General features: G+C 71.5%; 22 protein-coding genes and 1 pseudogene. 10 read left to right on the forward strand and 13 right to left on the reverse strand.

Annotated elements, in window-relative coordinates; genetic code table 11:
- Nucleotides 1-39: 39 nt before the first annotated feature.
- Complete coding sequence (locus tag P9K36_RS22350; protein ID WP_347568043.1) at nt 40-1,206, reverse strand: hypothetical protein; 1,167 nt, start codon at nt 1,204-1,206, stop codon at nt 40-42.
- A 369-nt stretch (nt 1,207-1,575) separates the two neighbouring features.
- Between P9K36_RS22350 and P9K36_RS22355 the strand changes: the two genes are divergently transcribed.
- The 3 genes from P9K36_RS22355 to der all read left to right on the forward strand — a co-directional run bounded on the left by P9K36_RS22355 (nt 1,576) and on the right by der (nt 4,373).
- Entirely contained in the window at nt 1,576-2,184 is a 609-nt protein-coding gene (locus P9K36_RS22355; protein WP_053609130.1) for an NnrU family protein, read from the forward strand.
- 93 nt (nt 2,185-2,277) lie between these two features.
- The gene (locus P9K36_RS22360) at nt 2,278-2,988 is read left to right on the forward strand and encodes a tetratricopeptide repeat protein (RefSeq protein ID WP_043357771.1); all 711 of its coding nucleotides are present in this window, start codon (nt 2,278-2,280) and stop codon (nt 2,986-2,988) included.
- A 29-nt stretch (nt 2,989-3,017) separates the two neighbouring features.
- Nucleotides 3,018-4,373, forward strand: coding sequence for a ribosome biogenesis GTPase Der (gene der, locus P9K36_RS22365; RefSeq protein ID WP_053609129.1), 1,356 nt, complete (start codon nt 3,018-3,020; stop codon nt 4,371-4,373).
- An 85-nt stretch (nt 4,374-4,458) separates the two neighbouring features.
- Here the strand turns inward: der and P9K36_RS22370 are convergent, their stop codons facing one another.
- The 5 genes from P9K36_RS22370 to P9K36_RS22390 all read right to left on the reverse strand — a co-directional run bounded on the left by P9K36_RS22370 (nt 4,459) and on the right by P9K36_RS22390 (nt 9,274).
- A complete protein-coding gene (locus P9K36_RS22370) occupies nt 4,459-5,577 on the reverse strand; it encodes a carboxylate-amine ligase (RefSeq protein WP_043385278.1) in 1,119 nt (372 codons plus the stop codon).
- Between the two features lie 61 nt (nt 5,578-5,638).
- Nucleotides 5,639-6,049, reverse strand: a complete 411-nt coding sequence (locus P9K36_RS22375; RefSeq protein WP_043385327.1) for a dihydrofolate reductase — start codon at nt 6,047-6,049, stop codon at nt 5,639-5,641.
- Between the two features lie 194 nt (nt 6,050-6,243).
- Entirely contained in the window at nt 6,244-6,993 is a 750-nt protein-coding gene (locus P9K36_RS22380) for an SDR family NAD(P)-dependent oxidoreductase (RefSeq protein ID WP_053609128.1), read from the reverse strand.
- Between the two features lie 65 nt (nt 6,994-7,058).
- On the reverse strand, nt 7,059-8,534 hold the full coding sequence (purF, locus tag P9K36_RS22385; RefSeq protein ID WP_043357788.1) for an amidophosphoribosyltransferase: 1,476 nt from the start codon (nt 8,532-8,534) through the stop codon (nt 7,059-7,061).
- Nucleotides 8,535-8,665: 131 nt separating this feature from the next.
- Nucleotides 8,666-9,274 (reverse strand): CvpA family protein, encoded by a 609-nt coding sequence (locus tag P9K36_RS22390; RefSeq protein ID WP_043357783.1) that lies wholly within the window; start codon nt 9,272-9,274, stop codon nt 8,666-8,668.
- Nucleotides 9,275-9,537: 263 nt separating this feature from the next.
- On the opposite strand from P9K36_RS22390, the gene alr reads away from it, so the two are divergent.
- Nucleotides 9,538-10,647 (forward strand): alanine racemase, encoded by a 1,110-nt coding sequence (gene alr, locus P9K36_RS22395; RefSeq protein WP_278306018.1) that lies wholly within the window; start codon nt 9,538-9,540, stop codon nt 10,645-10,647.
- Nucleotides 10,648-10,693: 46 nt separating this feature from the next.
- A complete protein-coding gene (gene radA, locus P9K36_RS22400; protein WP_043385270.1) occupies nt 10,694-12,130 on the forward strand; it encodes a DNA repair protein RadA in 1,437 nt (478 codons plus the stop codon).
- A gap of 108 nt (nt 12,131-12,238) precedes the next feature.
- On the opposite strand, the gene moaA is transcribed toward radA, so the two are convergent.
- Nucleotides 12,239-13,291 carry a GTP 3',8-cyclase MoaA gene (gene moaA / locus P9K36_RS22405; RefSeq protein ID WP_043357795.1) on the reverse strand — a complete coding sequence of 351 codons (1,053 nt, stop codon included), beginning with the start codon at nt 13,289-13,291 and terminating at the stop codon, nt 12,239-12,241.
- 81 nt (nt 13,292-13,372) lie between these two features.
- Here moaA and P9K36_RS22410 point away from each other — a divergent pair, with 81 nt between their 5' ends.
- Together P9K36_RS22410 and P9K36_RS22415 are read left to right on the forward strand one after the other, a co-directional pair.
- Complete coding sequence (locus tag P9K36_RS22410; RefSeq protein ID WP_043357798.1) at nt 13,373-13,795, forward strand: DUF971 domain-containing protein; 423 nt, start codon at nt 13,373-13,375, stop codon at nt 13,793-13,795.
- Nucleotides 13,796-13,997: 202 nt separating this feature from the next.
- A complete protein-coding gene (locus P9K36_RS22415) occupies nt 13,998-14,324 on the forward strand; it encodes a cupin domain-containing protein (protein ID WP_053609126.1) in 327 nt (108 codons plus the stop codon).
- Nucleotides 14,325-14,376: 52 nt separating this feature from the next.
- On the opposite strand, the gene P9K36_RS22420 is transcribed toward P9K36_RS22415, so the two are convergent.
- Together P9K36_RS22420 and mdoH are read right to left on the reverse strand one after the other, a co-directional pair.
- The gene (locus tag P9K36_RS22420; protein ID WP_043385259.1) at nt 14,377-15,042 is read right to left on the reverse strand and encodes a L,D-transpeptidase; all 666 of its coding nucleotides are present in this window, start codon (nt 15,040-15,042) and stop codon (nt 14,377-14,379) included.
- Between the two features lie 411 nt (nt 15,043-15,453).
- A complete protein-coding gene (mdoH, locus tag P9K36_RS22425) occupies nt 15,454-17,382 on the reverse strand; it encodes a glucans biosynthesis glucosyltransferase MdoH (protein WP_053609125.1) in 1,929 nt (642 codons plus the stop codon).
- A 271-nt stretch (nt 17,383-17,653) separates the two neighbouring features.
- Between mdoH and P9K36_RS22430 the strand changes: the two genes are divergently transcribed.
- Nucleotides 17,654-19,168, forward strand: a complete 1,515-nt coding sequence (locus P9K36_RS22430) for a glucan biosynthesis protein (protein ID WP_053609124.1) — start codon at nt 17,654-17,656, stop codon at nt 19,166-19,168.
- Between the two features lie 99 nt (nt 19,169-19,267).
- Here the strand turns inward: P9K36_RS22430 and P9K36_RS22435 are convergent, their stop codons facing one another.
- Together P9K36_RS22435 and zwf are read right to left on the reverse strand one after the other, a co-directional pair.
- Complete coding sequence (locus tag P9K36_RS22435; protein WP_043357814.1) at nt 19,268-19,468, reverse strand: hypothetical protein; 201 nt, start codon at nt 19,466-19,468, stop codon at nt 19,268-19,270.
- Nucleotides 19,469-19,589: 121 nt separating this feature from the next.
- Nucleotides 19,590-21,062 carry a glucose-6-phosphate dehydrogenase gene (gene zwf / locus P9K36_RS22440; RefSeq protein WP_278306019.1) on the reverse strand — a complete coding sequence of 491 codons (1,473 nt, stop codon included), beginning with the start codon at nt 21,060-21,062 and terminating at the stop codon, nt 19,590-19,592.
- Between the two features lie 219 nt (nt 21,063-21,281).
- Here zwf and P9K36_RS22445 point away from each other — a divergent pair.
- Nucleotides 21,282-21,570: pseudogene (locus tag P9K36_RS22445) on the forward strand (GIY-YIG nuclease family protein).
- Between the two features lie 150 nt (nt 21,571-21,720).
- Here the strand turns inward: P9K36_RS22445 and P9K36_RS22450 are convergent.
- Nucleotides 21,721-22,563 (reverse strand): SDR family NAD(P)-dependent oxidoreductase, encoded by an 843-nt coding sequence (locus P9K36_RS22450; protein WP_278306020.1) that lies wholly within the window; start codon nt 22,561-22,563, stop codon nt 21,721-21,723.
- A 153-nt stretch (nt 22,564-22,716) separates the two neighbouring features.
- On the opposite strand from P9K36_RS22450, the gene P9K36_RS22455 reads away from it, so the two are divergent.
- Entirely contained in the window at nt 22,717-23,895 is a 1,179-nt protein-coding gene (locus tag P9K36_RS22455; RefSeq protein WP_075380863.1) for an endo-1,4-beta-xylanase, read from the forward strand.
- On the opposite strand, the gene P9K36_RS22460 is transcribed toward P9K36_RS22455, so the two are convergent.
- Entirely contained in the window at nt 23,882-24,967 is a 1,086-nt protein-coding gene (locus P9K36_RS22460) for an acyltransferase (protein ID WP_278306021.1), read from the reverse strand. The two genes, P9K36_RS22455 and P9K36_RS22460, sit on opposite strands and share 14 nt — an antisense overlap.
- Between the last annotated feature and the right edge of the window lie 103 nt (nt 24,968-25,070).

Consider the following 25,070-nt stretch of genomic DNA (forward strand, 5'->3'; position numbering starts at 1 on the left):
CCCTGAGTGGCGCGGCGGCCGCATCCCGGTCAAGCGCGATCAGGGCCAGACGTGGATCGCCACCGGGCGGCGCAGCAGGTCCCGGTCGGAGGTGATCGTGCAGCCCTCCGTGCGCAGGCGCGCGTAAGTGAGCAGCGCCCGGTCTCCGACATCGTCGAAATTGCGGCCCCGCGCGTCCGGATCGAGCAGCGACGGATAGGCGATGAGCGGCGCCGTGGCCGCGCACGGGTCGTCGTAGAGGGTTGCGCCCGCGAGGAGCAGGCGCGGGCTGTCCCAGGTGATCAGGTCGCGGGAGGTGGTCCAGTAGAAGCCGGATTGCGGGTAACCCTCGGCCGCCTTGGCCATGAACACGGCGATCCAGGCGCCCGAGCCGCGGTGCCGGACGACGGCTCCGACCGGGCCCGGGAACGGCCCGACCGGCCGGCAGGTCGCCGTGTTCGGGCGGGCGGCGCGGTAGGGGTCCGGGAAGGCGGCGGTGAAACCGGTTCCGGTCCAGGCGCGCCAGCGCGTCGGATCGGCCGGATCGTCGCTGCGGAACAGGCAGATCCCGGATTCCTGGTCGCTGCCGGGCCGGATCCAGCCGGTGGTCGAGGCGAGGAAGTACCGCCATCTCCCGTCCGCGACGATGTTCGACGGATTGAAGAACCCGCGGTGGCGGCCCTGGTCGATCTCCTGCCGGAACGGGGCTCCGGCGACCACCACGGGCGGACTCTGCCGCTTGAAGCTGCGGCCGCCATCCGTCGAGGTGGCGGCCGTGATCGTGTTGTACCAGCAGGCCATGTAGGTGGCCGCCGGACAGCGGCCCGGATGCTCGTTGGCTTGGTACTCGTGGTGGAGGAGTGCGGCCACGCGGGCGCCGTCCTCGGTCCAGGTGGCGGTGATCCAGGAGCGGTCGTCGTAGGCCGCAGGATCGGATTTCTCACCCGAATCGAGCACCACCGTGCAGTCGAGCTTGAGCTGGCCGAGATCCGGGCCGCGCAGCGCCCGGTTGCGGTAATGCATCCCGTAGAGCGCCACCGCGCCCGCGGCGTCGCGGAAGGCGCGGGCCGGCGCGTCGGGGACGTCGGCGCCGTCGCAGGCATCGCGGCCGGCCTTGAAGATCTCCGTCGGCGGCCCGACCAGGGTCAGGGCCGAGAGCGGGGGATCGGCGGAGGCGGGGGTTGCGAAGGGGATCAGGACCAGCAGCGCCACGCGCCCAAGGCGCACCGCCCTCCCACACCCTTCTGCGGGGGAGGGTTTTCTGTGAAGCGGGCGGGGAGCGCGGCGGCGCGACGGTGCGGACTTCAGCGCAGGTGGCGGTCCCTCCGGAAACGGGGCTCCCCTCGCCCGACCCGGGCTGACAACCGTGACGCCCTCCCCCGCAGAGGAGGGAGGGAGACTGCGCGGCGCCGGCTGCTCAAACCCGCGCGATCGCAGCGTGGTACCGCCGCGTCGCATCCCGGACACCCGATCCGCCCAGCCCATAGTCGCCATCCGGCTGCGTCCCGGCCGCGCCTGGACAAACAGGCGGAGATTCGCTTGAGAACCATTACAGAGTGCTTGCCGCCGGCCGTGCGGCCCGACTGAAAGTCTCCTATGGTTCTCCTGATCCTCGGGCTGGTGCTGTTTCTCGGCACGCATGCCTTCTCGATGGCCCGCACCCGGCGCGCCGCGATCGTCGACCGGATCGGCGAGGGCCGCTACAAGCTCGGCTACATCGCCCTGTCGCTGCTCGGGCTGGTGCTGATCGGCATCGGCTTCCACGATTACCGCCTCGCCGGCTACATCCCGGTCTGGGATCCGCCGGTCTGGACGCGCCACCTCGCCCTGACGCTGGTCTGGCTCGCCTTCGTGTGCCTCGCCGCCGCCTACCTGCCGGGCCATATCCGCGCCAAGGCCAAGCACCCGATGCTGCTCGCCGTGAAGATCTGGGCCACCGCGCACCTCCTGGCCAACGGCGATCTCGGCTCGATGCTGCTGTTCGGCGGCTTCCTCGCCTGGGCGGTGGCGGCGCGGATCAGCGCCAAGCGCCGGGCTCTCGCCCCGGGGGCGGTCGCGGCTCAGCATGGCGGGCCGGCGGTGGCCCCGCAGGGCTGGCGCAACGACATCCTGGCTCTGGTGATCGGGACGGCCGCGTGGTTCGTTTTCGCCCGCTATTTGCACTATCCGGTGATCGGCGTGCCGGTCTGGCCGGGCGCCGCCTGAGACACTGCCTGTCGCCAACCCCGCGCCCGTGTGTTAGGCGCGGGGCCCGAACGAGACGAGGTGGTCCGCTGAAATCATGCGGGCCGGGATAGAATGGCCGAGAACAACGAGTTCCTTCGCGAGGTCGACGAGGATTACCGCCGCGACCGGATCCTTCAGATCTGGAAGCGCTACAGCGGCGTGATCATCGCGCTCGCCGTGCTCGTGGTGGCGGGCGTCGCGGGCTGGCGCTACTGGCAGGCCCAGCAGCGCGCGGCGGCCGAGGTGGCCTCGGTGCAGTTCGACGACGCCAACCGCCTCGCCAAGGACGGCAAGGTCGCGGAGGCCGACAAGGCCTTCGACGCCCTGGAGGCGCAGGGCCCGGCGGGCTACCGCCTGCTCGCCCGGTTCCGGGCGGCGGCCGAGACCGGCAAGCGCGACGCCGCGGCAGGCGCCGCGGAGTTCGACAAGCTCGCCGACGATACCGGCCTGGGCGACGGCCTGCGCGACCTCGCGCGCCTGCGCGCGGCCCTGCTGCGCCTCGACGGGCCGAACCCGGATCCGGCGCTGGCCAACCTCCAGGGCCTGGCCGCCGGCACCCCGTTCCGCCACACCGCCCGGGAGATGCTGGGCCTCGCCGCCTTGAAGAAGGGCGATTACGAGGAGGCCGGACGCTGGTTCGACCAGATCGTGGCCGATCCTGATACCCCGCGGAACCTGCGGGATCGGATCGAGGTCTACGCGGCGATCGTCGCGGGCGGCCCCGTGACGGTGACCGAGGCCAAGCCCGAGCCCGCTGCCCCGCCCCCGCCGATCACGCGCTGATTTCTGTTCGGACTGTTTCGAGAACCACCATGGATATGCCGACCGTCGCGATCGTCGGGAGGCCGAACGTCGGCAAGTCGACCCTGTTCAACCGCCTCGTGGGCAAGAAGCTCGCGCTGGTCGACGACCGCCCGGGCGTCACCCGCGACCGGCGCGAGGGCGACGTCACCTTCGGCGGCCTCCAGTTCCGGGTGATCGACACCGCCGGCCTGGAGGAGGCCGACGCCGCGACCCTCACGGGCCGGATGCGGATGCAGACCGAGGCGGCGATCCTCGCCGCCGACGTAGTGCTGTTCGTGATCGACGCCCGCGCCGGCGTGCTGCCGGCCGACCAGCCCTTCGCCGAACTGGTGCGCCGGGCCGGCTGCCCGGTGATCCTGATCGCCAACAAGGCCGAGGGCGGGGCCGGGCTCGCCGGGGCCTACGAGGCCTTCACCCTCGGGCTCGGCGACCCGATCCCGTTCTCCGCCGAGCATGGCGAGGGCCTGGGCGAGCTGCACGAGGCGCTCAAGGGCGCCCTGCCCCAGCGCGACGAGGACGAGGACGAGGAGGACGACACGGACGCCCCTGGCGGCCGGTCTCTCAAGGTCGCCATTGTCGGTCGCCCGAATGCCGGCAAGTCGACGCTGATCAACCGCATGCTCGGCGAGGACCGGCTGCTCGTCGGCCCCGAGGCCGGCATCACCCGCGACTCGATCTCCCTCGATTGGGAATGGCGCGGGCGGCGGATCAAGCTGCACGACACCGCCGGGATGCGCCGCCGCGCCCGGATCGACGACAAGCTGGAGAAGCTCGCGGTCTCGGACGGCTTGCGCGCCGTGCGCTTCGCCGAGGTGGTGGTGGTGCTCCTCGATGCCACGATCCCCTTCGAGAAGCAGGATCTGACCATCGTCGACCTCGTCGAGAGCGAGGGCCGCGCCCTGGTGATCGGCCTCAACAAATGGGACCTCGTGGCCGACCAGCCGGGCCTGCTGAAGCAGCTGCGCGAGGATTGCACCCGGCTGCTGCCGCAGGTGCGCGGCGTCGCGGTCGTGCCGCTCTCGGGGCTGGCCGGCGACGGCGTCGACAAGCTGATGCAGGCGGTGGTGCAGGCCTCCGAGGTCTGGGACCGGCGGATCTCGACCTCGCGCATCAACGACTGGCTGAACGAGGCGACGTCCCGCAACCCGCCGCCGGCGGTGTCGGGCCGGCGGATCAAGATCCGCTACGCCACGCAGGTGAAGAGCCGGCCGCCGCATTTCGCGCTGTTCGGCAACCAGCTCAACGCCCTGCCGAAATCCTACACGCGCTACCTCGTGAACGGCCTGCGCGAGGCCTTCGACCTGCCGGGCACACCGATCCGCCTGAGCTTGCGGACCTCGCAGAATCCGTTCGACAAGGGCTGATCCAGCCGCGGCCGGGCGGGGGTCCCCGTCGAGGCCTGCGTTGCATTCCCGCACCTCAGGATGCGGCGGGCGGACGGGGCCCGCTCTACCGCGCCGCGTCGGCGATCCAGTCCACCGCCGCCGCCAGCGCGGAGCGCTCGTCCTTGCCCTCGGACAGCGCGGCCTCGAAAGCCGCGATCTGCCCGTCCGCGCTGGTCCCCTCGGCCACGATCGACCGGGCCCGGGCCACGTCCGCTGCACAGCCGAGGGCGTCCGCATCCTCGGCCACGAGGGCGAGCACCGCCTCCAGCGCCTCCGGGAACGGGACGGCGTCGCCCCGCGCCTCGTCGATCAGCGCCGCGGCCACGCCGCTATGCTGGGCGCGCCAGAGGTTCTCGGAGGCCAGCGCCCGCGAGACGCCGTCGAGATCGGCATGGAGGTCGGGCCGGCGCACGCACAGGCGCACGAGGCAGCGGAACAGGGCGGCGACGCACAGCGAATCGTCGAGCCGCGTGCAGGCATCGGCGATGCGCAATTCCAGCGTCGGGAACTTGATCGAGGGGCGCAGCGACCACCACAGGAAGCTCGCATCGGCGATGGCGCCCGAGCGGGTCATGATGGCGACGAACCGCGCATGGGCGGCGGCATCGGAAAAAAGCTCCGGCAGGCCGGTGCGGGGCAGCTCGCCGAAGACGCTGAGCCGGTACGCCTTGAGCCCCGTCGCCTCGCCCTGCCAGAACGGCGAGGAGGCCGAGAGGGCGAGCAGCAGCGGCTGGAACGGCAGCAGCCGGTTCATGAGATCGATGCGGGCCTCCGGGTCCGGCACCTCGACATGGACATGCATCCCGCAGATCAGGGCCCGCCGGGCGGCGATGCCGACATCCGACAGGATGCCCTTGTAGCGTTCGCCGTCCGTGGCGGTCTGGCGCGACCAGCGCGCGAGGGGATGCGTGCCGCAGGCGAGGAGCGCCAGCCCATTCTCCGCGGCGATGCCGGCGAGCCGGGCCCGCTGGCCGCCGAGATTCGCCCGGGCGGCGCTCGCGTCGGTGAGCGGCGGGGTGCAGACCTCGACCTGTGCGGCGACCAATTCGCGTCCCGTCTCGGGGAGTTCCGCCTTCACCCGCGCGTGGAAGGCGGCGAGGTCGCCGCGCGGTGTCCCACGGGTCTCGGCATCGGCCAGGAAGTATTCCTCCTCGATGCCGAAGCGGTAGCTGTGGGCGCTCATCGTGGCCTCCGGAAACGCGACGCGTGCGCGGCCAACGCGCCGGCTCACGGGAAGGTGCCGTTCAGGCCGCGCGCAGCGGTCCGCCCACCAGCCAGGCGGGATCGAACCAGCGGTCGGCCTCGCCGTCGTAGGGCAGGCGGGTGATGTCCCAGTTCTGGATGTACTTGGCGTAGACGTTCCACACCGCGATCCCGCCGCCGACGAAGATCCGCCGGCCGGGATAGCGCTTGAGCACCGCCTCCGGATCCTCGTGGCTGCGGATCACGTCGATGGTGCGGTCCTTGAAGGCGAATTCGGGCACCGAGGCCACCGTCTTCGGCCCGGCGATCAGGACATGGCCCATGGTCAGCGCGAAGAAACGCGTCACGTCCTCCACGAACAGCGGATCGGTGTTGCCCTCCCAGGGCAGCTGGCCGTTGAGGCCGAGCTGGCCGCGCAGGCCGATCGCACAGATGCAGCGGACGTCGATCATGGGAAGCAACTCAGACAGGAAGATCAGGCCTCCCCCATCCCCCCTCATCCTGAGGTGCCCGCGCGAGCGGGCCTCGCAGGCGGGGTCCAGGGATCGCGCGACCTGTGGAGCCCGCCTTCGAGGCCTCCGCTGCGCTCCGGGACCTCAGGATGAGGGAGGCGGTGGGGTGCGTGTTCGAATAACAGGGTACCGGCTCATTCAGGTGCGCGGAAACTCAGCACCCGGTCGGTGGGGAAATCGTAGAGCTTGCCGGTCTCGGCCCAGTCCGGCGCGGCGAGCCGCACGAAATGGGGGGCGAGGTCCTCGGGCGTCTTGAGGGTCTCGGGGTCCTCCCCGGGCATGGCCGAGCGGCGCATGCCGGTCCGCAGGGGTCCGGGATTGAGCAGCATGGCCCGGATCGCCGTGCTCTCGTTCTCGGCCGCGTAAGTCCGCACCAGGGCCTCCAGTGCCGCCTTCGACACCGAGTAGGGTCCCCAGTAGGGCCGGCACTTCGAGGCCGCCCCCGAGGAGACGAAGATCGCCCGCCCGGCATCCGACATGCGCAGCAGCGGATCGAGGGAGCGGATCAGGCGCCAGTTGGCGGTGACGTTCACGTCCATCACCTGCCCCCAGATCTTCGGGGTGATGTGGCCGATGGGCATGAGCGCGCCGAGGATGCCGGCATTGGCGATCAGGATGTCGAGGCGCTTCCAGCGCTCGTTGATCGCCGCGCCGAGGCGGTCGATCGCGTCGTAATCGGCGAGGTCGAACGGCACGAGGGTGGCGCTGGAGCCGGCCGCCCGCACGCCGTCGTCCAGCTCTTCCAGGGCGCCGACGGTGCGCGCCACCGCAATCACGTGGGCGCCGGCGCCGGCGAGCGCCAGGGCGGCAGCGCGCCCGATGCCGCGGGACGCGCCGGTGACGACCGCGACGCGGCCTTCCAGGGGTTTCTGAGACTCAGCCATGGAGAGGACCTAGCGCATTTACGCCCGCGGGGGATGCCCGTCCGCGCACGGAATCCGCAGATCCGTCAATCCGCCTCGGCCAGCATGGCGAAGCGCTTCGGGCCGGCGATGGAGAGGTCCGTGAGGCCGGTCGGGTAGTCGCCCGTGAAGCAATGGTCGGTGTATTGCGGGCAGGCGGCGTTCCGGGCCTCCTCGCCCATCGCCCGGTACAGGCCGGGGATCGACAGGAAGGCGAGCGAATCCGCGCCGATATACTTGCGCATCGCCTCGAGATCGTGGGTCGCGGCGAGCAGCTTCTCCCGCTCGGGCGTGTCGATCCCGTAGAAATCCGGGTAGGTGATCGGCGGCGAGGCGATCCGGAAATGCACCTCGGCGGCCCCGGCCTCGCGCATCATCCGGACGATCTTCACCGAGGTCGTGCCGCGCACGAGGCTGTCGTCCACGAGGACGATGCTCTTGCCCTCGATCGCCGCGCGGTTGGCCGAGTGCTTCATCCGCACGCCGAGTTCGCGCACCGACTGGGTCGGCTGGATGAAGGTCCGCCCGACATAATGGTTGCGGATGATCCCCATCTCGAAGGGAATCCCGGTCTCCTGCGAGAAGCCAAGTGCCGCCGGGACGCCGGAATCCGGCACCGGCACGACGATGTCGGCCGTGACGGCGGCTTCGCGGGCCAGTTCCCGGCCGATCGCCTTGCGCACCCCGTAGACGCTCTTGCCGTTCACCACCGAGTCCGGCCGGGCGAAGTAGATGTATTCGAAGATGCAGGGCCGCATCGGCACGGCGTCGGCGAAGCGGATCGATTCGATCCCCTCCTCGGAGATCACCACGATCTCGCCGTTCTCGATGTCGCGGACGAACCGGGCGCCGATGATGTCCAGTGCGCAGGTCTCGGAGGCCAGCATGTAGCGGCCGTCCAGCTCGCCCAGCACCAGCGGGCGGATGCCCAGCGGGTCGCGGGCACCGATCAACTTCTTGTTGGTGAGCGCCACGATCGCGTAGGCGCCCTGGATCGCCTGCAGGGCGTCGATGAAGCGCTCGATGATCCGCGGCTTCCGGGAGCGGGCCGCGAGGTGGAGGATCACCTCGGTGTCGGAAGTCGACTGGGTGATCGCACCGTCGCGGACGAGGTCGCGGCGGATCGACAGGGCGTTGGTGAGATTGCCGTTATGGGCGACTGCCAGCCCGCCGCTGGCGAGCTCCGCGAAGAGCGGCTGGACGTTGCGCAGGATCGTCCCGCCGGTGGTCGAGTAGCGCACGTGCCCGATGGCGGCGCGGCCCTTCAGGCGGGCGATGGTGTCGCCGTCCGAGAAGGAATCACCCACGAGGCCGGGGCGCCGCTCGGAGTGGAACACCGAGCCGTCGAAGGAGACGATGCCGGCCGCCTCCTGGCCGCGGTGCTGAAGGGCGTGCAGCCCCAGCGCGACGATGGCCGAGGCCTCCGGATGGCCGAAGATGCCGAAGACGCCGCACTCCTCCCGGAGCGTGTCGCCATCGAGATCGAAATTGAAAGCGTCGGTGGAGGCGGCGGCGTGTGACATGAGGCGGTCGATCACTCACAGATCCCGGCGGCGAAGGGCCGACGCGCCGGTCGTCGCGGAAGCAATCCGTGCACCACCGGAACCGCTATCTAGGCGTTCCGCACGACGAGTCCTACGGCGAATACCGCAGATCAGCGTCGCGTCGGGGTCGGCGCGGTCTCGGTCCGGCGCTGGGGCGCCGCGTCGGTCTCGGCCGGGGCGTCGGCCGCCTCATTGGGCGGCGTGGCGACCTTCGGCTTCTTGAACTGCTTGAGGAAGCCTTCCGGATTCTCGGGCAGCTGCGCCACGAGGGCGTCGCCGGACTTCTCCAGCATCGGGCGCGTGCGGGCCTGGGCGGCCCAGTCCGGCACCTTGCCCTGGACCAGCCAGGACAGGAACACCCAGCCGATCACGCAGATCAGGAAGCCGCGGGCCGCGCCGAACAGGAAGCCGAGGGAACGGTCGACGGCGCCGATCCGCGAATCGAGCACCACGTCGGAAATCTTGACCGTGATGATCGACACGATGATCAGGGTGCCGAGGAAGATCGCCGCGATCGAGGCGACCAGCGCGACGGTGTCGCTGTTCACGTGCTGCTTCACGGTCGGCAGCAGCATCGGATGGAGCGTCCAGGCGACCGCGGCGGCGGCAACCCAGGCGACGATCGCCAGCACCTCGCGGGTGACGCCGCGCACGGCCGCGAGCAGCGCGGAAACCGCGACGATGCCGAGCACGGCGAGATCCAGGACGGTAAACGGCATCGTTAAACTTTTTGGTACCCGCGGGGATGCCGTGTCCGACCTGCGGCTCCCCCGGACCGCGGTGGATTTATACCAAGCCGGATCTCGGCCGTCACCCTCGCGAGCCCGCCTGATCGCGCGCTGTGCCGTCCTTGCATCAGCCGCTCCGTTCACCAGGGCGCGAGCCGCCGCGCCGAGGGCCCGGCTCCACCCGGGCGCCGTACCGGTGCTATGGGTCCGGCCTGGGGTCCGGTCTGTGCTTCCGGAGCCCCGGTGGCGAATGGATGGAGGCGGTCTGCGTGGCCGAGGCCGGACCTGTGACGGAGATCGGCGCCCACGGCGCCCGGCTCACGATCGACCTCGGGGCGATCGTGGCCAACTGGCGGTTCCTGGCGGCCCGCGGCGCGGGCGCCGACTGCGCCGCAGTGGTGAAGGCCGACGCCTACGGCTGCGGCATCGGTCGCGTCGGGCCGGCCCTGTGGGCCGCCGGCTGCCGGACCTTCTTCGTCGCCCATCTGTCGGAGGGGGTCGCGGCCCGTGCCGCCCTGCCCGAGGCGGCGATCTACATCCTGAACGGTCTGCCACCGGGCGCCGCGGAAGCCTTCGCGGCGCACGAGCTGCGCCCGGTGCTGGGCAGCATCGCGGAGTTGTCGGACTGGGCGGCGCTCTCGTCCGGCCGCCTGCCGGCGGCACTCCACGTCGATACCGGCATGAACCGTCTGGGCCTGCCCGTGCCGGAAGCGCTCGATCTCGCGGGCGATGGGCGGATCACCGCGGCCGGGATCGACCTGCTCCTCAGCCACTTCGTCAGCGCCGAGAAGCCGGAGGATCCGGTCAACGCCCGGCAGATCGCCGATTTCGCCCGCGTCCGGGCGGCGTATCCGCAACTCCGGGCCTCGCTGGCGAACTCGTCGGGCGTCTTCCTCGACGGGGCCCGGCACGATCTCCTGCGGCCGGGCTACGCCCTGTTCGGCGGCAACCCGATTCCGGGGGGCGCCAACCCGATGCGCCCGGTGGTGCGGCTGGAGGCGCTGATCGCACAGGTACGCGACGTCGCAGTCGGAGCGACCGCGGGCTATAACGGCCGCTGGACCGCGCCCCGGCCGAGCCGGCTCGCGACGCTCTCCCTCGGCTACGCCGACGGGTTCCCGCGGGCGATCAGCGGGCGCGGGCAGGCGCTGGTCGGCGGCGTGCCTTGCCCGATCCTCGGCCTCGTCTCGATGGATCTCATCATCCTCGACGTCACTGCGGCGCCCGCAGCGACGCGCGGCGCAACCGCGGTGCTGATCGGCGACAGCCTCGACATCGACGCGGTCGGGCGCTCTGCCGGCACGATCGGCTACGAGATCCTGACCGGGCTAGGTTCTCGTTATGTTCGAGATTATGTAGGCTGACGCACCTCCCCGCTGATCCGCCGGACCGACGGCGCCCCGGATTCGAATGGCCAAGATCCATCAGACCTTCGTCTGCCAGTCCTGCGGGGCGGTCTACAACCGCTGGCGCGGGCGCTGCGAGGCCTGCAACGGCTGGAACACGATCGTCGAGGAGGCGCCTTCGGCTCCCGGGCAGTCCGGGCCGGCGGCGACCCGGCCGTCGCGCAACCGCGGCCGGGTCTTCCCGCTGGAGGGGCTGACCGGCGAGGCCAAGGAGGCGCCGCGCATCCCCTCGGGGATCGGCGAGCTCGACCGGGTCACCGGTGGCGGCTTCGTGCGCGGCTCGGTGATCCTGCTCGGCGGCGATCCCGGCATCGGCAAGTCGACCCTGCTGATGCAGGCCTCCGCCGCCATGGCGGGGACCGGTGAGCGGGTCGCCTACATCTCGGGCGAGGAGGCGGTGGGACAGGTGCGCCTGCGGGCGGAGCGGCTGGGGCTCAGCGCGCTCCCCGTGCAGCTCGCCGCCGAGACCAATGTCGAGGACATCGTCGAGACCCTGAGCCAGGGCCGGCCGCCGGCCCTGGCGATCATCGACTCGATCCAGACCATGTGGACCGAGACGGTGGAATCGGCCCCCGGCACGGTGACCCAGGTGCGCTCCTCGGCCCAGGCGCTGATCCGCTTCGCCAAGACCACCGGCACGGCGGTGATCCTGGTCGGCCACGTCACCAAGGACGGGCAGATCGCCGGCCCCCGGGTGGTGGAGCACATGGTCGACGCAGTCGCGTCCTTCGAGGGCGACCAGGGCCACCATTTCCGGATCCTGCGCGCCGTGAAGAACCGGTTCGGGCCCACCGACGAGATCGGCGTGTTCGAGATGACCGATGCGGGCCTCAGCGAGGTGCCGAATCCCTCGGCCCTGTTCCTGGCGGGCCGGGACCATCAGGCGGCCGGCACCGCGGTCTTCGCAGGGATGGAAGGCACCCGGCCGCTGCTGGTGGAGATCCAGGCGCTGGTGGCGCCATCGTCACTCGGCATGCCCCGGCGCGCCGTGGTCGGCTGGGACCCGAACCGGCTGTCGATGGTGCTCGCCGTGCTGGAGGCCCATGGCGGCATCCGGCTCGGGAGCCACGACGTCTACCTGAACGTGGCGGGGGGCCTGCGCATCACCGAGCCCGCGGCGGATCTGGCGGTGGCGGCCGCCCTGGTCTCCTCCCTGTCGGGGGCGGTGCTGCCGCCGGAGACCGTGTATTTCGGCGAGATCGGCCTGTCGGGGGCGATCCGGCCGGTCGCCCAGGCCGGATCCCGGCTCAAGGAGGCCCAGAAGCTCGGCTTCGCCAAGGCCTTGATCCCGCAGGGCCGGGGCGAGGGCGAGAAGGCGCTGTCGGTGGAGACGCTGCGCCACATCGCCGATCTGGTGGCGGGGATCAGCGCGGGGGCGCCGCGGAAGGGCTCCGGGCAGCGCGGGCGGCAACAGGCACGCTACGCCGACGAGGAAATGTGAGGTCGCCGAACGACGGCCTGCGCCGGCAGGCTCCACACCGTTCGAGGGACGAGCGCGGGTTCCCTGTCCCACACGGGAGAGGGCGCGCGTGGCGCCGGGGTTGGTCTGTCAGCCGCCCGTCACGCTCATATGCCGCGGCACGGCGGCCGGGCGCTGGCGCTCAATGACGAAGTCGTGGCCCTTGGGCTTGCGGGTGATCGCCTCGACCACGGCCGCGGCCAGCACCGCGTCGTCCTGGGAGGCGCGCAGCACCGCCCGCAGATCGGCCGAATCCTCCTGACCGAGGCACATGTAGAGCTGGCCGGTGCAGGTCAGCCGCACCCGGTTGCAGCTCTCGCAGAAATTATGGGTCAGCGGCGTGATGAAGCCGAGCTTCCCGCCGGTCTCCTCGACGCGCACGTAACGCGCCGGGCCGCCGGTGCGGTCGGGCAGCGGCGTGAGGGTGTAGCGGGTCTCCAGGCGCTGCCGGGCCACCGACAGGGGGAGGAATTGGTCGGTCCTGTCCGCCTCGATCTCGCCGAGCGGCATGACCTCGATCAGCGTCATGTCCATGCCGAGGCCGTGCGCCCAGGCGATCATGTCGGGGATCTCGTCGGCGTTGACGTCGCGCAGCGCCACCGCGTTGATCTTGACCTTCATCCCGGCGGCCCGCGCCGCCGCGATGCCGTCGAGCACCACCGCGAGATCGCCCCGGCGGGTGATCTCCCGGAACTTGTCGGGGTCGAGGGTGTCCAGCGAGACGTTGATCCGGCGCACGCCGAGGCTCGCCAGCTCGTCCGCGTAGCGCGTGAGCTGCGTGCCGTTGGTGGTCAGCGTCAGCTCCTCCAGCGCGCCGGAATCGAGGTGGCGCGAGAGGCGGCGGAACAGGTGCATGATGTCGCGCCGCACCAGCGGCTCGCCGCCGGTGATCCGGAGCTTGCGGACGCCCCGGGCGATGAACACGCCGCAGAGCCGGTCCAGCTCCTCCAGGGTCAGCAGATCGCGCTTGGGCAGGAACTGCATGTGCTCGGACATGCAGTAGGCGCAGCGCAGATCGCAACGATCCGTCACCGAGATGCGCAGATACGAAATCGCCCGCTGGAACGGGTCGATCAGCGGGGCGGGCCCGGCGGGCACGCCGACCGCGGACGTCTGCGGCGTCAGGGAGCTGTCATCGAGCATCGTCCGGCATATGATGTCCCGGACGGTCGCGGGCAAGCAGGTCCCGCGCCGCAGCCCCAGATTGCGTGAGGAGTGTGACCCGTGAGCGAGGATCTGTGGCCGACTGAGATCCGCCTGTCGGCCGATCGGCGGGTGCTCAACGTCGCCTTCGAGGACGGGGCGCGCTTCGCCCTGCCGGCCGAGTACCTGCGCGTGTCGAGCCCCTCGGCCGAGGTGCAGGGCCACTCACCGCTGGAGCGCAAGGTGATCGGCGGCAAGCGGTCCGTGGCGATCCTGGCGGTGGAGCCGATCGGCAACTACGCGGTGAAGCTCGGCTTCGACGACATGCACGACACCGGCATCTATGGCTGGGGCTACCTCCACACCCTCGGCCGCGAGTACGAGACGCGCTGGACCACCTATCTCGGCGAACTCGCCGAGCGCGGCCTCGACCGCGACACGGCGCGGCAGGCTTCGGTCAAGTCCGGCGGGGGCTGCGGCTCGGGTTCGTGCGGGTGCCATTGAGGGCCGCGGCGGACGCTGCTCGCCGCACCGTTTCCGGCGCGGGATGCCGCGACGACCGGCCGCCGCGGCTCGGCGGCTGAAGCCGCGCCACCCTGGGGCGTCGCGCCGCGTGCGCGAGGACGGCGTGGGTCACTGCGCCGCCCGGTAGGCCGAAGCCTTGCATCGCCATGACGGCACACCGACCGCTTCCCTTGGAGCCGCCATGGCCTTCGCCTGCACCATCCCAGCCGTCCCGACCGTCCAGCAGGACGACGCCACCGTGCGCATCACCCGCTGGGACTTCCCGCCGGGCGCCGTGACCGGCTGGCACGAGCACGGCTGGCCCTACTTCGTGGTGATGCTGATGGATGGGATCCTGCGCGTCCACGACGGCACGGCGGTGAGCGAGACGGCGCTCGCGGCCGGCCAATCCTACATGCGCCCGGCCGGCATCCGGCACGACGTGATGAACGGCTCGGACCACCCGATCGCCTTCGTGGAGATCGAGGTGAAGCGCCCGGACGCGCTGGTGACCCTGTCGGGCGCCTGAACGCGAAAGGGCCGACCTGTGACGGCCGGCCCCTCCCAAAGGTCCGAACGCCTCAGCGCTGGACGATGACCTTCGTGCCGACCTTGGCGCGGGTGTAGAGGTCCGTCACGTCGTCGTTGGTCATGCGGATGCAGCCCGACGAGACGGCGGTGCCGATGGTCTCCGGCTCATTGGAGCCGTGGATCCGGTAGATCGAGCCGCCGAGATACATGGCGCGGGCGCCCAGCGGGTTCTCGAGGCCGCCCTTCATGTAGCGCGGCAGGTCGGGCCGGCGCTTCAGCATGGTCGACGGCGGGCGCCAATCCGGCCACTCGCGCTTCATCGTGATGGTCTGCACGCCGCCCCAGGTAAAGCCCGGCCGGCCGACGCCGACGCCGTAGCGCAGGGCCTGACCGCCGCCCAGCACGTAGTAGAGCCGCCGCTCGGCGGTGGAGACGACGATCGTGCCGGCGCCGTAGGGGCCGTTATAGGCCACCGTCTCGCGCGGGATCGCCGACATCTGCGGGACCGCGGCGTCGGCGTTCAGCGGGTCGGCGGGGTTGAGCGAGGCGTTCGCCACCGGCACCGCAACCGTCTCGACGGCCTGCGGGCGCACGCGCACGGTGAGCGCGTCGTTCAGGGGCTGGCGGGTCAGCGGGTCGATCTCGTAGGCCAGAACCGGCGCGGCGGAGGCGGCCACGCCGAAAAGCCCGATCAGGGCGGGGAGAAAACGACGCATCAAAGCCTCTCGGGGCAGGCGCGGACTATGGCGGGAACGCGGCGAATACCGGGGCACGATGCCGTGCCGATCCTCGCCAAGGGGTAAACGCTCGCGCCTCGAATCCAAGCCTGAAACCGCCCCGCCCGGGCGGTTCCGCCCGCCCGTGACTCGATGGCAACACTGTGGCAGCTTGGCCGTAGCCCCGGGATGAATGCCGACGGTCCCGGCGTCCGGTGCCTTCGCCCCGCCGGCGAAGGCCTGCTCGCATCCCGTCTCCGGTCGATGGCGCCGGCACCACCGTCCTTGCGCGCCGAGAGAGGCAATCCCGTCCGCGTGGCAGGTCCTTCAGCCCTGCGCGCCTGGGGCGCTTCGCTGCGCGCGACGACGGCGAGGGCCGGCTCGACCGACGGCCCGCGACCGGCGCCCGGATCAGGCCTCGTCGGCGGCGAGCCAGATGGCCGGCTCGCGGGGGAGCGTCCGGAGCGGAGCCGGTGCGGAGGGCAGGCCGCGGAGCTGGGCGAGTTCGGCGAGCTCCGGCGCCTGCGCGGTGTCGTCGGCGTTCAGGAACAGGCCGCGCGCCCGGGCGGCGCGGCCGAGATCGGCCCGGCTCGTCCAGACGCTCTGGGCCGGGCTCGTGAGGAGCGCCAGGGCCAGCGGCGCCATCCAGAGGGCGAGCCACGCGTTCCCGACGAGGAGCAGCGCGAAGACCATCAGCCCGCCGACCACCACGGCGTCCGCCTGGAGCCGGAAGGCCTCCGCCCAGGACAGTTGCCGATCGTCGCGATCCTGCGTCTCCCAGCGCACCACCCGGCCGAAGAAGGTCGAGACCACGGCCCCGGCGGTGAACAGGGTCAGGACCGGCCACAGGAACACCCACGCCGCCTGCTCCAGGGCGGCGCTCGCGAGCAGCGCCCGGGTGCCGCCGAAGGCCGCCCGGCGCTCCGGCGATGCCAGAACATGGACGAGGCTGAGGAGCTTCGGCAGGGCCAGGATTGCGAGGCTGAGGGCGGCCAGGGCGTGGGCGGCCGCGCCCTGCCCGGTCAGCCCGTAGGCCAGGAGGCCGAGATCGCCGGTCCGGGCGGCCTGCCACGCGGCGAGGCCGAGGAAGGCGATCCAGAGCGGCAGCATCCCGTAGGAGAGGATCCCGACCAGGAGATGCCAGCGGCTCGCCGCGTGCAGGCCCGCCCAGGGCAGTACGCGCAGGTGCTGGAGATTGCCCTGGCACCAGCGGCGCTCGCGGCCGAGCAGGTCGATGAGGTTGGTGGGCATCTCCTCCCAGGTGCCGCCCATCTCGGGCAGGAGCCGCACCTCCCAACCGGCGCGGACCATCAGCGCGCCCTCGACGATGTCGTGGCATAGGATCTCGCCGCCCAGCGGCTCCCGGCCCGGGAGCTTCGGGAGCTGCGCATTCTCCGCGAAGGCCTCGATCCGCAGGATCGCGTTGTGCCCCCAGTAGCTGCCCTCCGGCCCCTGCCAGGTCTCCAGGCAGCGCAAGGCCAGCGGCGCGTAGAGGCGGACGGCGAATTGCTGGATGCGGGCGAAGAGCGTGTCGCGACCGGCCGCGTAGGAGACGGTCTGGATCAGGCCGGTGCGGGGGCTCGCCTGCATCAGCCCGACGAGCCGGGTCATGGCCGCGCCGGTCATCAGGCTGTCGGCATCCAGCACGATCATGAAGGCGTATTCGCCACCGTAGCTGCGGCAGAACTCGCCGATGTTGCCGGCCTTGCGGCCGAGATTCTCCGTCCGGCGCCGGTAGCGGATCCGCGGCAGGGCCGGATCCTGTGCCGCCCAGGCCTGGATGCGCGCGAATTCGTGCTCCTCCACGGCGGCGATCGCCCCGTCCCGCGTGTCGGAGAGGACGAAGATGTCGATGCCCTGCGCGTCGGTACGGGCCAGCGAGCGGGCCATCACCCGCAGGCGGGCGAACACCGCGACCGCGTCCTCGGCGTGGATCGCCACCACGGCGGCAGTGCGTCCGGTCCCGGCCGGCCCGGCACCCGCCGCTTCGGAGCGGCGCTCCAGCGCGGATTTCGCCCGGTCGCCCAGGAGGGAAGCGACGAACCCGTAGACGTACTGGCAGGCGACGAAGGCCTGCCAGCCCATCACGAGGCCGAACAGAACCAGGACCGCCCAGGCAAGCGGGCTGACGCCCGCCGGATAGGCGAGCGCGGCGAGCCACACGAGACCGCCGGCGGTGCCGAGGCTCGGGACGGCCAGGGCCAGGCGCCGGGCGCGCAGGGCGCCGCGGCCCGCGCCGGTCCAGACCTCGCGACAGGATGCGGCGTCCGACGGATCGGGTATGGCGGGATCCGCGTTCCGGTGCGACCGCTCGGCGGAGGAGGTGACGCGTGAGGACATGGCGCGAGGAACTCGACCGTGGAAGGCTGCCGGCCGCCCGGCCGTCGGAGGCCGGGAACCGATGACCGTGGATACCGATGTGCGGGGTGAGGACACGGAGCCGACCCGGCAGCGCAGACCGCCGGAAGCCGAACGGATCAATCCCCCCTCCCGACGCCGCGTTCTTCGAACAGCTCTGGCCGCGGCTGCCGGCACGGTTCTACCTAGCGCGGCTGATCTGAATGGGTCCAGAACGTGGGCCGGGCCGGCGCTTCCGCCGCAGGGGGGCGCGATGACCTTCGAAACCCTGTCGGCGGAGGCGGCACGTCTCGCCGCGGCCCCCTATGCCGCCCCGCCCGAGGATCTTCCGCCGGCGCTCGCCGCCCTCGACTACGACGGCTACCGCGCCATCACCTTCCGTCCGGCCGAGAGCCTGCACCTCGGCGACCATTTCAGCGCCCAGCTGTTCCACCGCGGCTTCCTGCAGCGCAAGCGCGTGGCGCTCTACCTCCAGCCGCGGCGCGGGCCGGCGCGCCCGATCCCCTACGAGACCCGCCTGTTCGATCTGGGCCGGCGGCTCGCCGGCCAGAGCTTCGCGCCGGATCTCGGCTTCGCGGGCTTCCGCCTGCACTACGCCTTCCCGGACACGCCGGCTTGGCGACCGAAGGGCTTCCAGGAGGAGTTTCTCGTCTTCCTGGGGGCCTCCTATTTCCGCCTGCGCGCGGCCCATCAGGAATACGGGCTCTCGGCCCGGGGGCTCGCCATCGGCACGGGCGCGCCGGAGGGCGAGGAATTTCCCGACTTCGTCGCCCACTGGATCTGCGAACCGGAACCGGAAGCCCGCACCCTGACGGTGCTCTCGCTGCTCGACAGCCCGAGCGTGGCAGGCGCCTTCCGGTTCGCCATCAGCCCCGGAGACCCGGCGCGGATCGCCGTCACCGCGGCGCTCCATCCACGCCGGTCGATCGCGAAGCTCGGGCTGGCCCCCCTCACCAGCATGTTCCTGTACGGGCAGAACGGGCCCGGGGCGCGGGGGGCCAAGCCGTTCGACGATTTCCGGCCGCAGGTCCACGATTCCGACGGCCTCTGCGTCGCGGCCGGGGCCGATTCGGCGCGGGTCGACCGGATCTGGCGGCCCCTGGTCAACGGGCGCAAGCAGCCGCAGATCTCCGCCTTCGCGGCCCGGCCACTCGCCGGCTTCGGGCTGCTGCAGCGGGAGCGGACCTTCGCGGCCTATCTCGACGTCGAGGCGCGGCACGAGGCGCGTCCGGGCCTGTGGGTGGCCCCGGATCCCGCCGGGGGCGCCTTCGCGAACGGCGCCGTGCAGCTCTTCGAGATCCCGTCGGGCGAAGAGTACATGGACAACATCGTGGCGGCCTTCGTGCCCGCGGCGCCGGCGCAGCCCGGCGCGCCGCTGCATCTCGCCTACGGCCTGACCACGGTGGGGGCGGAGCCCGTGCCGGCGATCCCGGACGCCGCCCTCGCCCGGGTGACCTCGACGCGATTCGGGTCCGCGGAACGCCTGCGCCCCATCACCCCGCCGAGCCCGCAGCGGCGGCTCTGCGTGATCGATTTCGAGGGTCCGGGCCTGCCGAAATCTGCCGACGAGGCGGTCACCGCCGAGGTCTCGGCCAGTGCCGGCACGATGCACGAGCCGGTGGCCAACTTCGTGCCGCAGACCGGCGGCTGGCGGATCTATGTCGAGTGGCGCCCGCCGGAACCGATGCCGGCGGGCGACGTCGTGCTGCGCGCCCGGCTGGTCCGCGGGACGACGCCCCTCAGCGAGACCTGGGACGCCGCCCTGTAACCCCGTGATCGCGCGCGACGCGAAGCGACCCGGGGCAGCGCGACGCCGGGTCTCGCCGCTCCGACCGGGGCGCGGCGCGACGGTTCGGGCCGCGAACGCTCAGGCGGTCCGGCGCTCCTGCTCCAGGCGGCGGGCCAGGCGGGTGGCGCCGTAGACCTCGCTCAGGCGGCGACGGGCGGCGGAGACCGGCGGGGCCTGCCGCTCGACATGGGCGGCGGCGATGACGCGCAGGGCGGCGGCGACCGAACGCTCCAGGCGACGCTCGGCCTGAGCGGCCGCGTCGTGATGATTGTCCAGCATTGATGATCCCTCGTGCTGCGCCGTATCCGCCCTCTCGCGGGGCGGTATCCGACGGCGCAGACAGATTTTACATCTGGCTTGACCGTATCAAGGCAGCTTGGCCGTAAGCCGAAGACCGTCGTTACCGCAGTTCCTCGTGCCAGGTCCGGCCGTCGCGCTCGATCAGCGCGATGGCGGCGGTCGGCCCCCAGCTCCCCGCCGGGTAGGGCCGGGGCGCCTCGGGCCGGTCGGCCCAGGCCTTGAGCACGCCGTCCGCCCAGGCCCAGGCGGCCTCGACCTCGTCGCGGCGCATGAACAGGGTGGCGTTGCCGCGGACCACGTCCATCAGCAGGCGCTCGTAGGCGTCGGGATAGCGCTGCTTGAAGGTCTCCTCGAAGGAGATGTCGAGATCGGTGGGACGCAGGCGCAGGCCGCCGGGGCCCGGATCCTTGGTCATCACCTCGAGCTTCATGCCCTCCTGCGGCTGCAGGCGGATCACGAGGCGGTTCGGCTCGCGGCCGAACGCCTCCTCGGGGAAGATCGAGAACGGCGAGGCGCGGAATTGCACCACGATCTCCGAGAGCTTCCGGGGCAGGCGCTTGCCGGTGCGCAGGTAGAACGGCACGCCGGCCCAGCGGCCGGACTGGATCTCGACCTTCATGGCGACGAAGGTCTCGGTCCGGCTCTCGTGGCCGAGCTCGGAGAGGTAGCCCTCGACGGGCTTGCCGTCGACGGCGCCCGCCACGTACTGGCCGCGCACCGTCACGCTCTGGATATCGTGCGTGGTGATCGGCTTGAGGGCGCGGAGCACCTTCAATTTCTCGTCGCGGACCGAGTTCGCCTCGAGGTTGAGCGGGCTCTCCATGGCGGTGAGGCACAGGAGCTGCAGGATGTGGTTCTGCAGCATGTCGCGCATCGCGCCCGACGTGTCGTAGTAGCCGGCCCGGCCCTCGACCCCCACCGTCTCGGCGACCGTGATCTGGACGTGGTCGATCACGTCCGAGGTCCAAAGCCGCTCGAAGATCGTGTTGGCGAAGCGGAGCGAGAGCAGGTTCTGGACCGTCTCCTTGCCGAGATAGTGGTCGATCCGGAAGATCTGCGATTCGGGGAAGACCTCGCCGACCGCGTCGTTGATCGCCCGGGCCGATTTCAGGTCCTTGCCGATCGGCTTCTCCAGCACGACGCGGGACTTCTCGCCGACGAGCCCGTGGGCGGCGAGGTTGCGGCAGATCGAGCCGTAGAGGTCGGGCGAGGTGGCGAGGTAGTAGGGCCGGACCTGGTCGGGCCGCTCGTCGAGCTTGGCCACGAGGTCCGTCCAGCCGCTGTCGCCGGCGCCGTCGACCGCGACGTAGTCGACGTGGTCGAGGAAGCGATGGAGCATGTCCTCCGACAGGTCGGCGGCGGGGACGAAACGCTTCAGGGCGTCGCGGGCATGCTCGTGGAAGGCGTCGAGGGACAATTCCGAGCGCGAGGCACCGATGATCCGGCTCGTCTCCGGGATCTGCCCGTCCCGGAAGCGGTAGAACAGGGCCGGCAGAAGCTTTCGCGCGGTCAGATCGCCGGTCGCGCCGAACACGACGCAGTCGAAGGAGGCGACGGGAATGATCGTGGCCAAGTGCGGCTCCCGGTTGTCGTGCGCTGGTCTCGTGCGGCGGCTGCGTCGCACTGACCTAGCCCGTGTGCAAGGGCTTCGCCAGACTCGGGGCGCGGACCAGCGCTGCCCGGGCCGGGGCGCGGCCGCGACAGCTTTGGGCAACCCGATGACGTCACGCTCCGTCTTTGCGAGCACGGCGAAGCAACCCAGGGCCGCGCGCCGACGCCGAAAGGCAGCACGATGCGTGAGCCGGCCGTCTACATCATGGCGAGCCGCCGCAACGGGACGCTCTACACCGGCGTGACATCCAACCTCGCCCGGCGGGGTCTACGAGCATCGCGAGGCGCTGCTCCAGGGCTTCACCAGCCGCTACGATTGCAAGCGCCTCGTCTGGTATGAGCGCTATCCCACGATGAATGAGGCCATCACGCGCGAGAAGCAGATCAAGGCGGGCTCACGGAAGAAAAAGCTCGCGCTGATCAAGGCGATGAATCCGGATTGGAACGACCTGTATCCAGATCTCGCGTGAACAGGTCCGGCGTCGCGGCTCCCTGGATTGCTTCGCTGCGCTCGCAAGGACGGTGAACGCGGCAACCCGCGCGCAGCCACGCGTCGAGTCTCGCTCCCCCGTCTTCGCGAGCGGAGCGAAGTGACCCAGGGCCGAGCGAGGCCGTATGGGTCACCCCTCCATGTACCGCTTGAAGCCTTCGGAAAAATCCGGGTGCCAGCGCGACAGGGCAGGCCGGTTCTCGATGATGTCGCCCGCCGCCCAGGCGATCCGCTTCGCGTCCTGCGCCCGGGTGGTCTCGTTGTCGGGGCAGAGGATGTAGAAGTCGCCGGCGGCGAGCCGCTCCAGCATGAAGGCCACGGTCTCGTCGGGCGTACAGGCTCCCGCGGGCTTCTCGGCGACGCCCCGGGCCTTGGTGAGGCCCGTATAGACGAAGCCCGGGATCAGCAGGTGGGCGGTGGTCCGGCATCCTTCGCGGTTGCGCAGCTCGTGGGCGAGCGCCTCGGTGACCGCCTTCACCCCCGCCTTCGAGACGTTGTAGGGCGCGTTGCCCGGCGGCGTGGTGATGCCCTGCTTCGAGCCGGTGACGATGATCGCCCCAGGCTTGCCGCCCGCGATCATGCCGGGCGCGAAGGCGTGGATGCCGTTGACCACGCCGCCGAGATTGGTGCCCAGGATCCGCGTCCAGGTGTCGGCGTCGGAGAACAGTTTCCCACCGGCCTCGATGCCGGCATTCAGCATCACCAGGGCCGGCGGCCCGGCCTTGGCGACGGCAGCCGCCAGGGCTTCCACCGCCCCGCGATCCGACACGTCGGTGAGTATGGCCCGGACCTCGACGGCGGCGAGTTCGGCCACGGCGGCGCGGGCCGCGTCCAGGGCCGGCCCCGGCAGGTCGGCGAGCCAGACGTTCATGCCGGCCCGCGCGAAGGCCTGCGCGGCGGCGAGCCCGATGCCGCTCGCAGCGCCGGTGACGACCGCGCTGCGGCCGGGGCTGATCGCGGGGTTCTGGCTCATTACGGATCCTCGGAGGCGTGGCGCCCTTCAGATGGGGCGAGCCGGACGGAAGGCGAGTTCGAGCCGGATCCCGCGACCCGGCAGAACCCGCGGATCGCCGCGGCGGCGGCTTCTGCTAGGGTGACCGGACACCCTTCGGAACGAAGCACCCGGATGCCCCCTCCCCCGAGCCGCCGGTCGATCCTCGCCGGTGCGGCCTCCCTCGGCCTCGCCCATGCGGCGCGTGCGGCCGGCCCGGCGGGGTTCGGTCCCCTCGGCCGTCCGTCCTGGTCGGGCGACAGCCTCCAGGCCGCGGCGGCCGCCAAGGGCCTGCTCTACGGCTGCGAGGTCCCGTTCCACCGCTTCGATTCGACGCCCGCCTACCGGCAGGCGGTGGCGCGGGAATGCGGCATCCTCGTCTGCGGCACCGAGATGAAGATGGAGGAGGTCCTGCCCGCGCCCGGCAAGACCGACTTCGCCCGCGGCGACGCGATCCTGCGCTTCGCGCGGGGAAACGGCCAGCGCATGCGCGGCCACACGCTCGTCTGGCACGCGGCGCTGCCGCCCTGGGTCGGCCCGCTGCTCGGCCGGGCGAGCGCCGTCCAGGCCGAGGATTTCATGCGGCGCTGGATCGAGACGGTGGCCGGCCACTACCGGGGCCAAATCGTCGCCTGGGACGTGGTCAACGAGATCTTCGGCAACGAGGCCGATCCCGACCGCGGCGGGGGCCTGCGCGACTCGCCCTGGCTCGCCGCGATCGGCCCCGGCTACGTCGACCTCGCGTTCCGGATCCTGCACGAGACCGACCCGGCGGCCGCCGGCACCTGGAACGAGGACGCGGTGGAGCAGGGCGTGCCCTGGATGGAGGCCAAGCGCACCAAGGTCCTGCGCCGCCTGGAGGCGATGCGGTCCCGCGGCGTGCCGATCCGGCGCTTCGGGCTTCAGTCGCACCTCACCAGCACGATCCCGATCGACCAGGGCCAGCTGCGGCGCTTCCTCCGGGAGATCGGCCAGATGGGGCTCGGCATCGCGATCACCGAACTCGACATCGACGACCGCGCCTTCCCGTCCGACGTGGCGACCCGCGACCGGAAGGTGGCCGATTACGCCCGGCGCTACCTCGACGTGGTGCTGGACGAGCCCGCCTGCCTCGACGTCCTGACCTGGGACATCTACGACCCCGACACGTGGCTGAACGACCATCCCTACCGCAAGCGGCCGGATGGCCTGCCGCAGCGGGCCCTGCCCCTCGACGCGCAGTTCCGGCGCAAGCCCCTGTGGCACGCCATGAAGGCGGCCTTCGAGGCCGCGCCGGATCACAAAGCCGCCCGCGAGACGCTCAGGCGGGCGTGACGCCGGCCCGGCGTCCGTCCTCGGCCAGGCTCGGCTCCGGCGGCCGGTCCGCGAGGAGCCGGCGGCGAAGGCGCGCACAGGGGCGCTCGACGACCGCGTACATCCCCCAGCACCACAGCAGCGTCACCGGGAAGGCCGCCAGCATCAGCCCGACGCCGTGCAGCCCGGGCCTCACGTGCAGCACCAGCGCCACCACGGTCATGTGTGCGAGGTAGAAGCTGTAGGACCACAGCCCGAGCTGGCGCATCGGCCGGCTGGCGAGCAGCCGGACCATAGGCCCCTCGCCGTGCAGCAGGTACGCGAAGGGCACGAACAGGGCGGCGCTCTGGAGCGTGTAGCGCAGGCTCTCCCGGAAGGCGGGCTCGCGGACCGCCAGGGTTCCGAGGATCACCGCGAGGCTGGCCGCGACGTGCCAGGCCGTGGGGCGCCACGCCCGGTCGGCCGGGACCACCGGGTTGTTCCACAACCCGAGGCAGCAGCCGAACAGGATCGCGTCGATCCGCGTGTGGGTCCAGCTGTAGTTCAGGCTGTAATCCGGCAGCCGCCAGACGTTCTCGCACCGGATCGCCAGCACCACCGCGCAGAGCCCCAGGCAGGCCAGAGCCGCACGGCGCGGCCGGAGGCGCCCGAGCCAGAGCACGAAGGCCAGCGGGAAGACGAGGTAGAAGTGCTCCTCGATGGCGAGGCTCCACAGCGGCACCGGCAGCACCGCCTCGGTGCCGAACAGGCCGGGATAGTTGGTCAGGAACGTCGCCTGTCCGAGGATCGCCGCCGGTTCGACGTGCATCCAGTCCAGCCATCCCGCCCCGTAGAGGGCGCCGGAGGCGAGCAGGGTCAGGTACATCGGGGGCAGGATGCGCAGGCTGCGCCGGAGGTAGAAGGCCGGGAGCGACACCGCGCCCGTCTGCGCCCGCTCGATCCGCAGGAGCGTGGTGATCAGGTAGCCGCTGAGGAAGAAGAAGACGGTGACGCCGAAGCCGCCCGGCACAACGTGGCTGTAGCCGCAATGGGCCGCGAACACGATCAGGATGGCGAGCGCCCGCACCCCGTCGAGCTGAGGCAGGTAGGGCATCGTCTTCGGGACCAGTAACCCGGAATCCGGCATGGCGGAGGTCGATCTCCTGTCGCGTCAGGGGCCCAGCATAAGCGCCCTTTCCGTGCGGACGGACATCCGC

It is taken from the genome of Methylobacterium sp. 391_Methyba4, from assembly GCF_029691625.1.
GTDB lineage: Bacteria > Pseudomonadota > Alphaproteobacteria > Rhizobiales > Beijerinckiaceae > Methylobacterium > Methylobacterium fujisawaense.

Excerpts from the sequence above, each read along its gene's own strand:
- P9K36_RS22355 (WP_053609130.1), top strand. The coding sequence starts at position 1,576 with ATGGTTCTCCTGATCCTCGGGCTGGTGCTGTTTCTCGGCACGCATGCC.
- P9K36_RS22360 (WP_043357771.1), top strand. The coding sequence starts at position 2,278 with ATGGCCGAGAACAACGAGTTCCTTCGCGAGGTCGACGAGGATTACCGC.
- der (WP_053609129.1), top strand. The coding sequence starts at position 3,018 with ATGGATATGCCGACCGTCGCGATCGTCGGGAGGCCGAACGTCGGCAAG.
- P9K36_RS22370 (WP_043385278.1), bottom strand. The coding sequence starts at position 5,577 with ATGAGCGCCCACAGCTACCGCTTCGGCATCGAGGAGGAATACTTCCTG.
- P9K36_RS22375 (WP_043385327.1), bottom strand. The coding sequence starts at position 6,049 with ATGATCGACGTCCGCTGCATCTGTGCGATCGGCCTGCGCGGCCAGCTC.
- P9K36_RS22380 (WP_053609128.1), bottom strand. The coding sequence starts at position 6,993 with ATGGCTGAGTCTCAGAAACCCCTGGAAGGCCGCGTCGCGGTCGTCACC.
- purF (WP_043357788.1), bottom strand. The coding sequence starts at position 8,534 with ATGTCACACGCCGCCGCCTCCACCGACGCTTTCAATTTCGATCTCGAT.
- P9K36_RS22390 (WP_043357783.1), bottom strand. The coding sequence starts at position 9,274 with ATGCCGTTTACCGTCCTGGATCTCGCCGTGCTCGGCATCGTCGCGGTT.
- alr (WP_278306018.1), top strand. The coding sequence starts at position 9,538 with ATGGAGGCGGTCTGCGTGGCCGAGGCCGGACCTGTGACGGAGATCGGC.
- radA (WP_043385270.1), top strand. The coding sequence starts at position 10,694 with ATGGCCAAGATCCATCAGACCTTCGTCTGCCAGTCCTGCGGGGCGGTC.
- moaA (WP_043357795.1), bottom strand. The coding sequence starts at position 13,291 with ATGCTCGATGACAGCTCCCTGACGCCGCAGACGTCCGCGGTCGGCGTG.
- P9K36_RS22415 (WP_053609126.1), top strand. The coding sequence starts at position 13,998 with ATGGCCTTCGCCTGCACCATCCCAGCCGTCCCGACCGTCCAGCAGGAC.
- P9K36_RS22420 (WP_043385259.1), bottom strand. The coding sequence starts at position 15,042 with ATGCGTCGTTTTCTCCCCGCCCTGATCGGGCTTTTCGGCGTGGCCGCC.
- mdoH (WP_053609125.1), bottom strand. The coding sequence starts at position 17,382 with ATGTCCTCACGCGTCACCTCCTCCGCCGAGCGGTCGCACCGGAACGCG.
- P9K36_RS22430 (WP_053609124.1), top strand. The coding sequence starts at position 17,654 with ATGACCTTCGAAACCCTGTCGGCGGAGGCGGCACGTCTCGCCGCGGCC.
- P9K36_RS22435 (WP_043357814.1), bottom strand. The coding sequence starts at position 19,468 with ATGCTGGACAATCATCACGACGCGGCCGCTCAGGCCGAGCGTCGCCTG.
- P9K36_RS22450 (WP_278306020.1), bottom strand. The coding sequence starts at position 22,563 with ATGAGCCAGAACCCCGCGATCAGCCCCGGCCGCAGCGCGGTCGTCACC.
- P9K36_RS22455 (WP_075380863.1), top strand. The coding sequence starts at position 22,717 with ATGCCCCCTCCCCCGAGCCGCCGGTCGATCCTCGCCGGTGCGGCCTCC.
- P9K36_RS22460 (WP_278306021.1), bottom strand. The coding sequence starts at position 24,967 with ATGCCCTACCTGCCTCAGCTCGACGGGGTGCGGGCGCTCGCCATCCTG.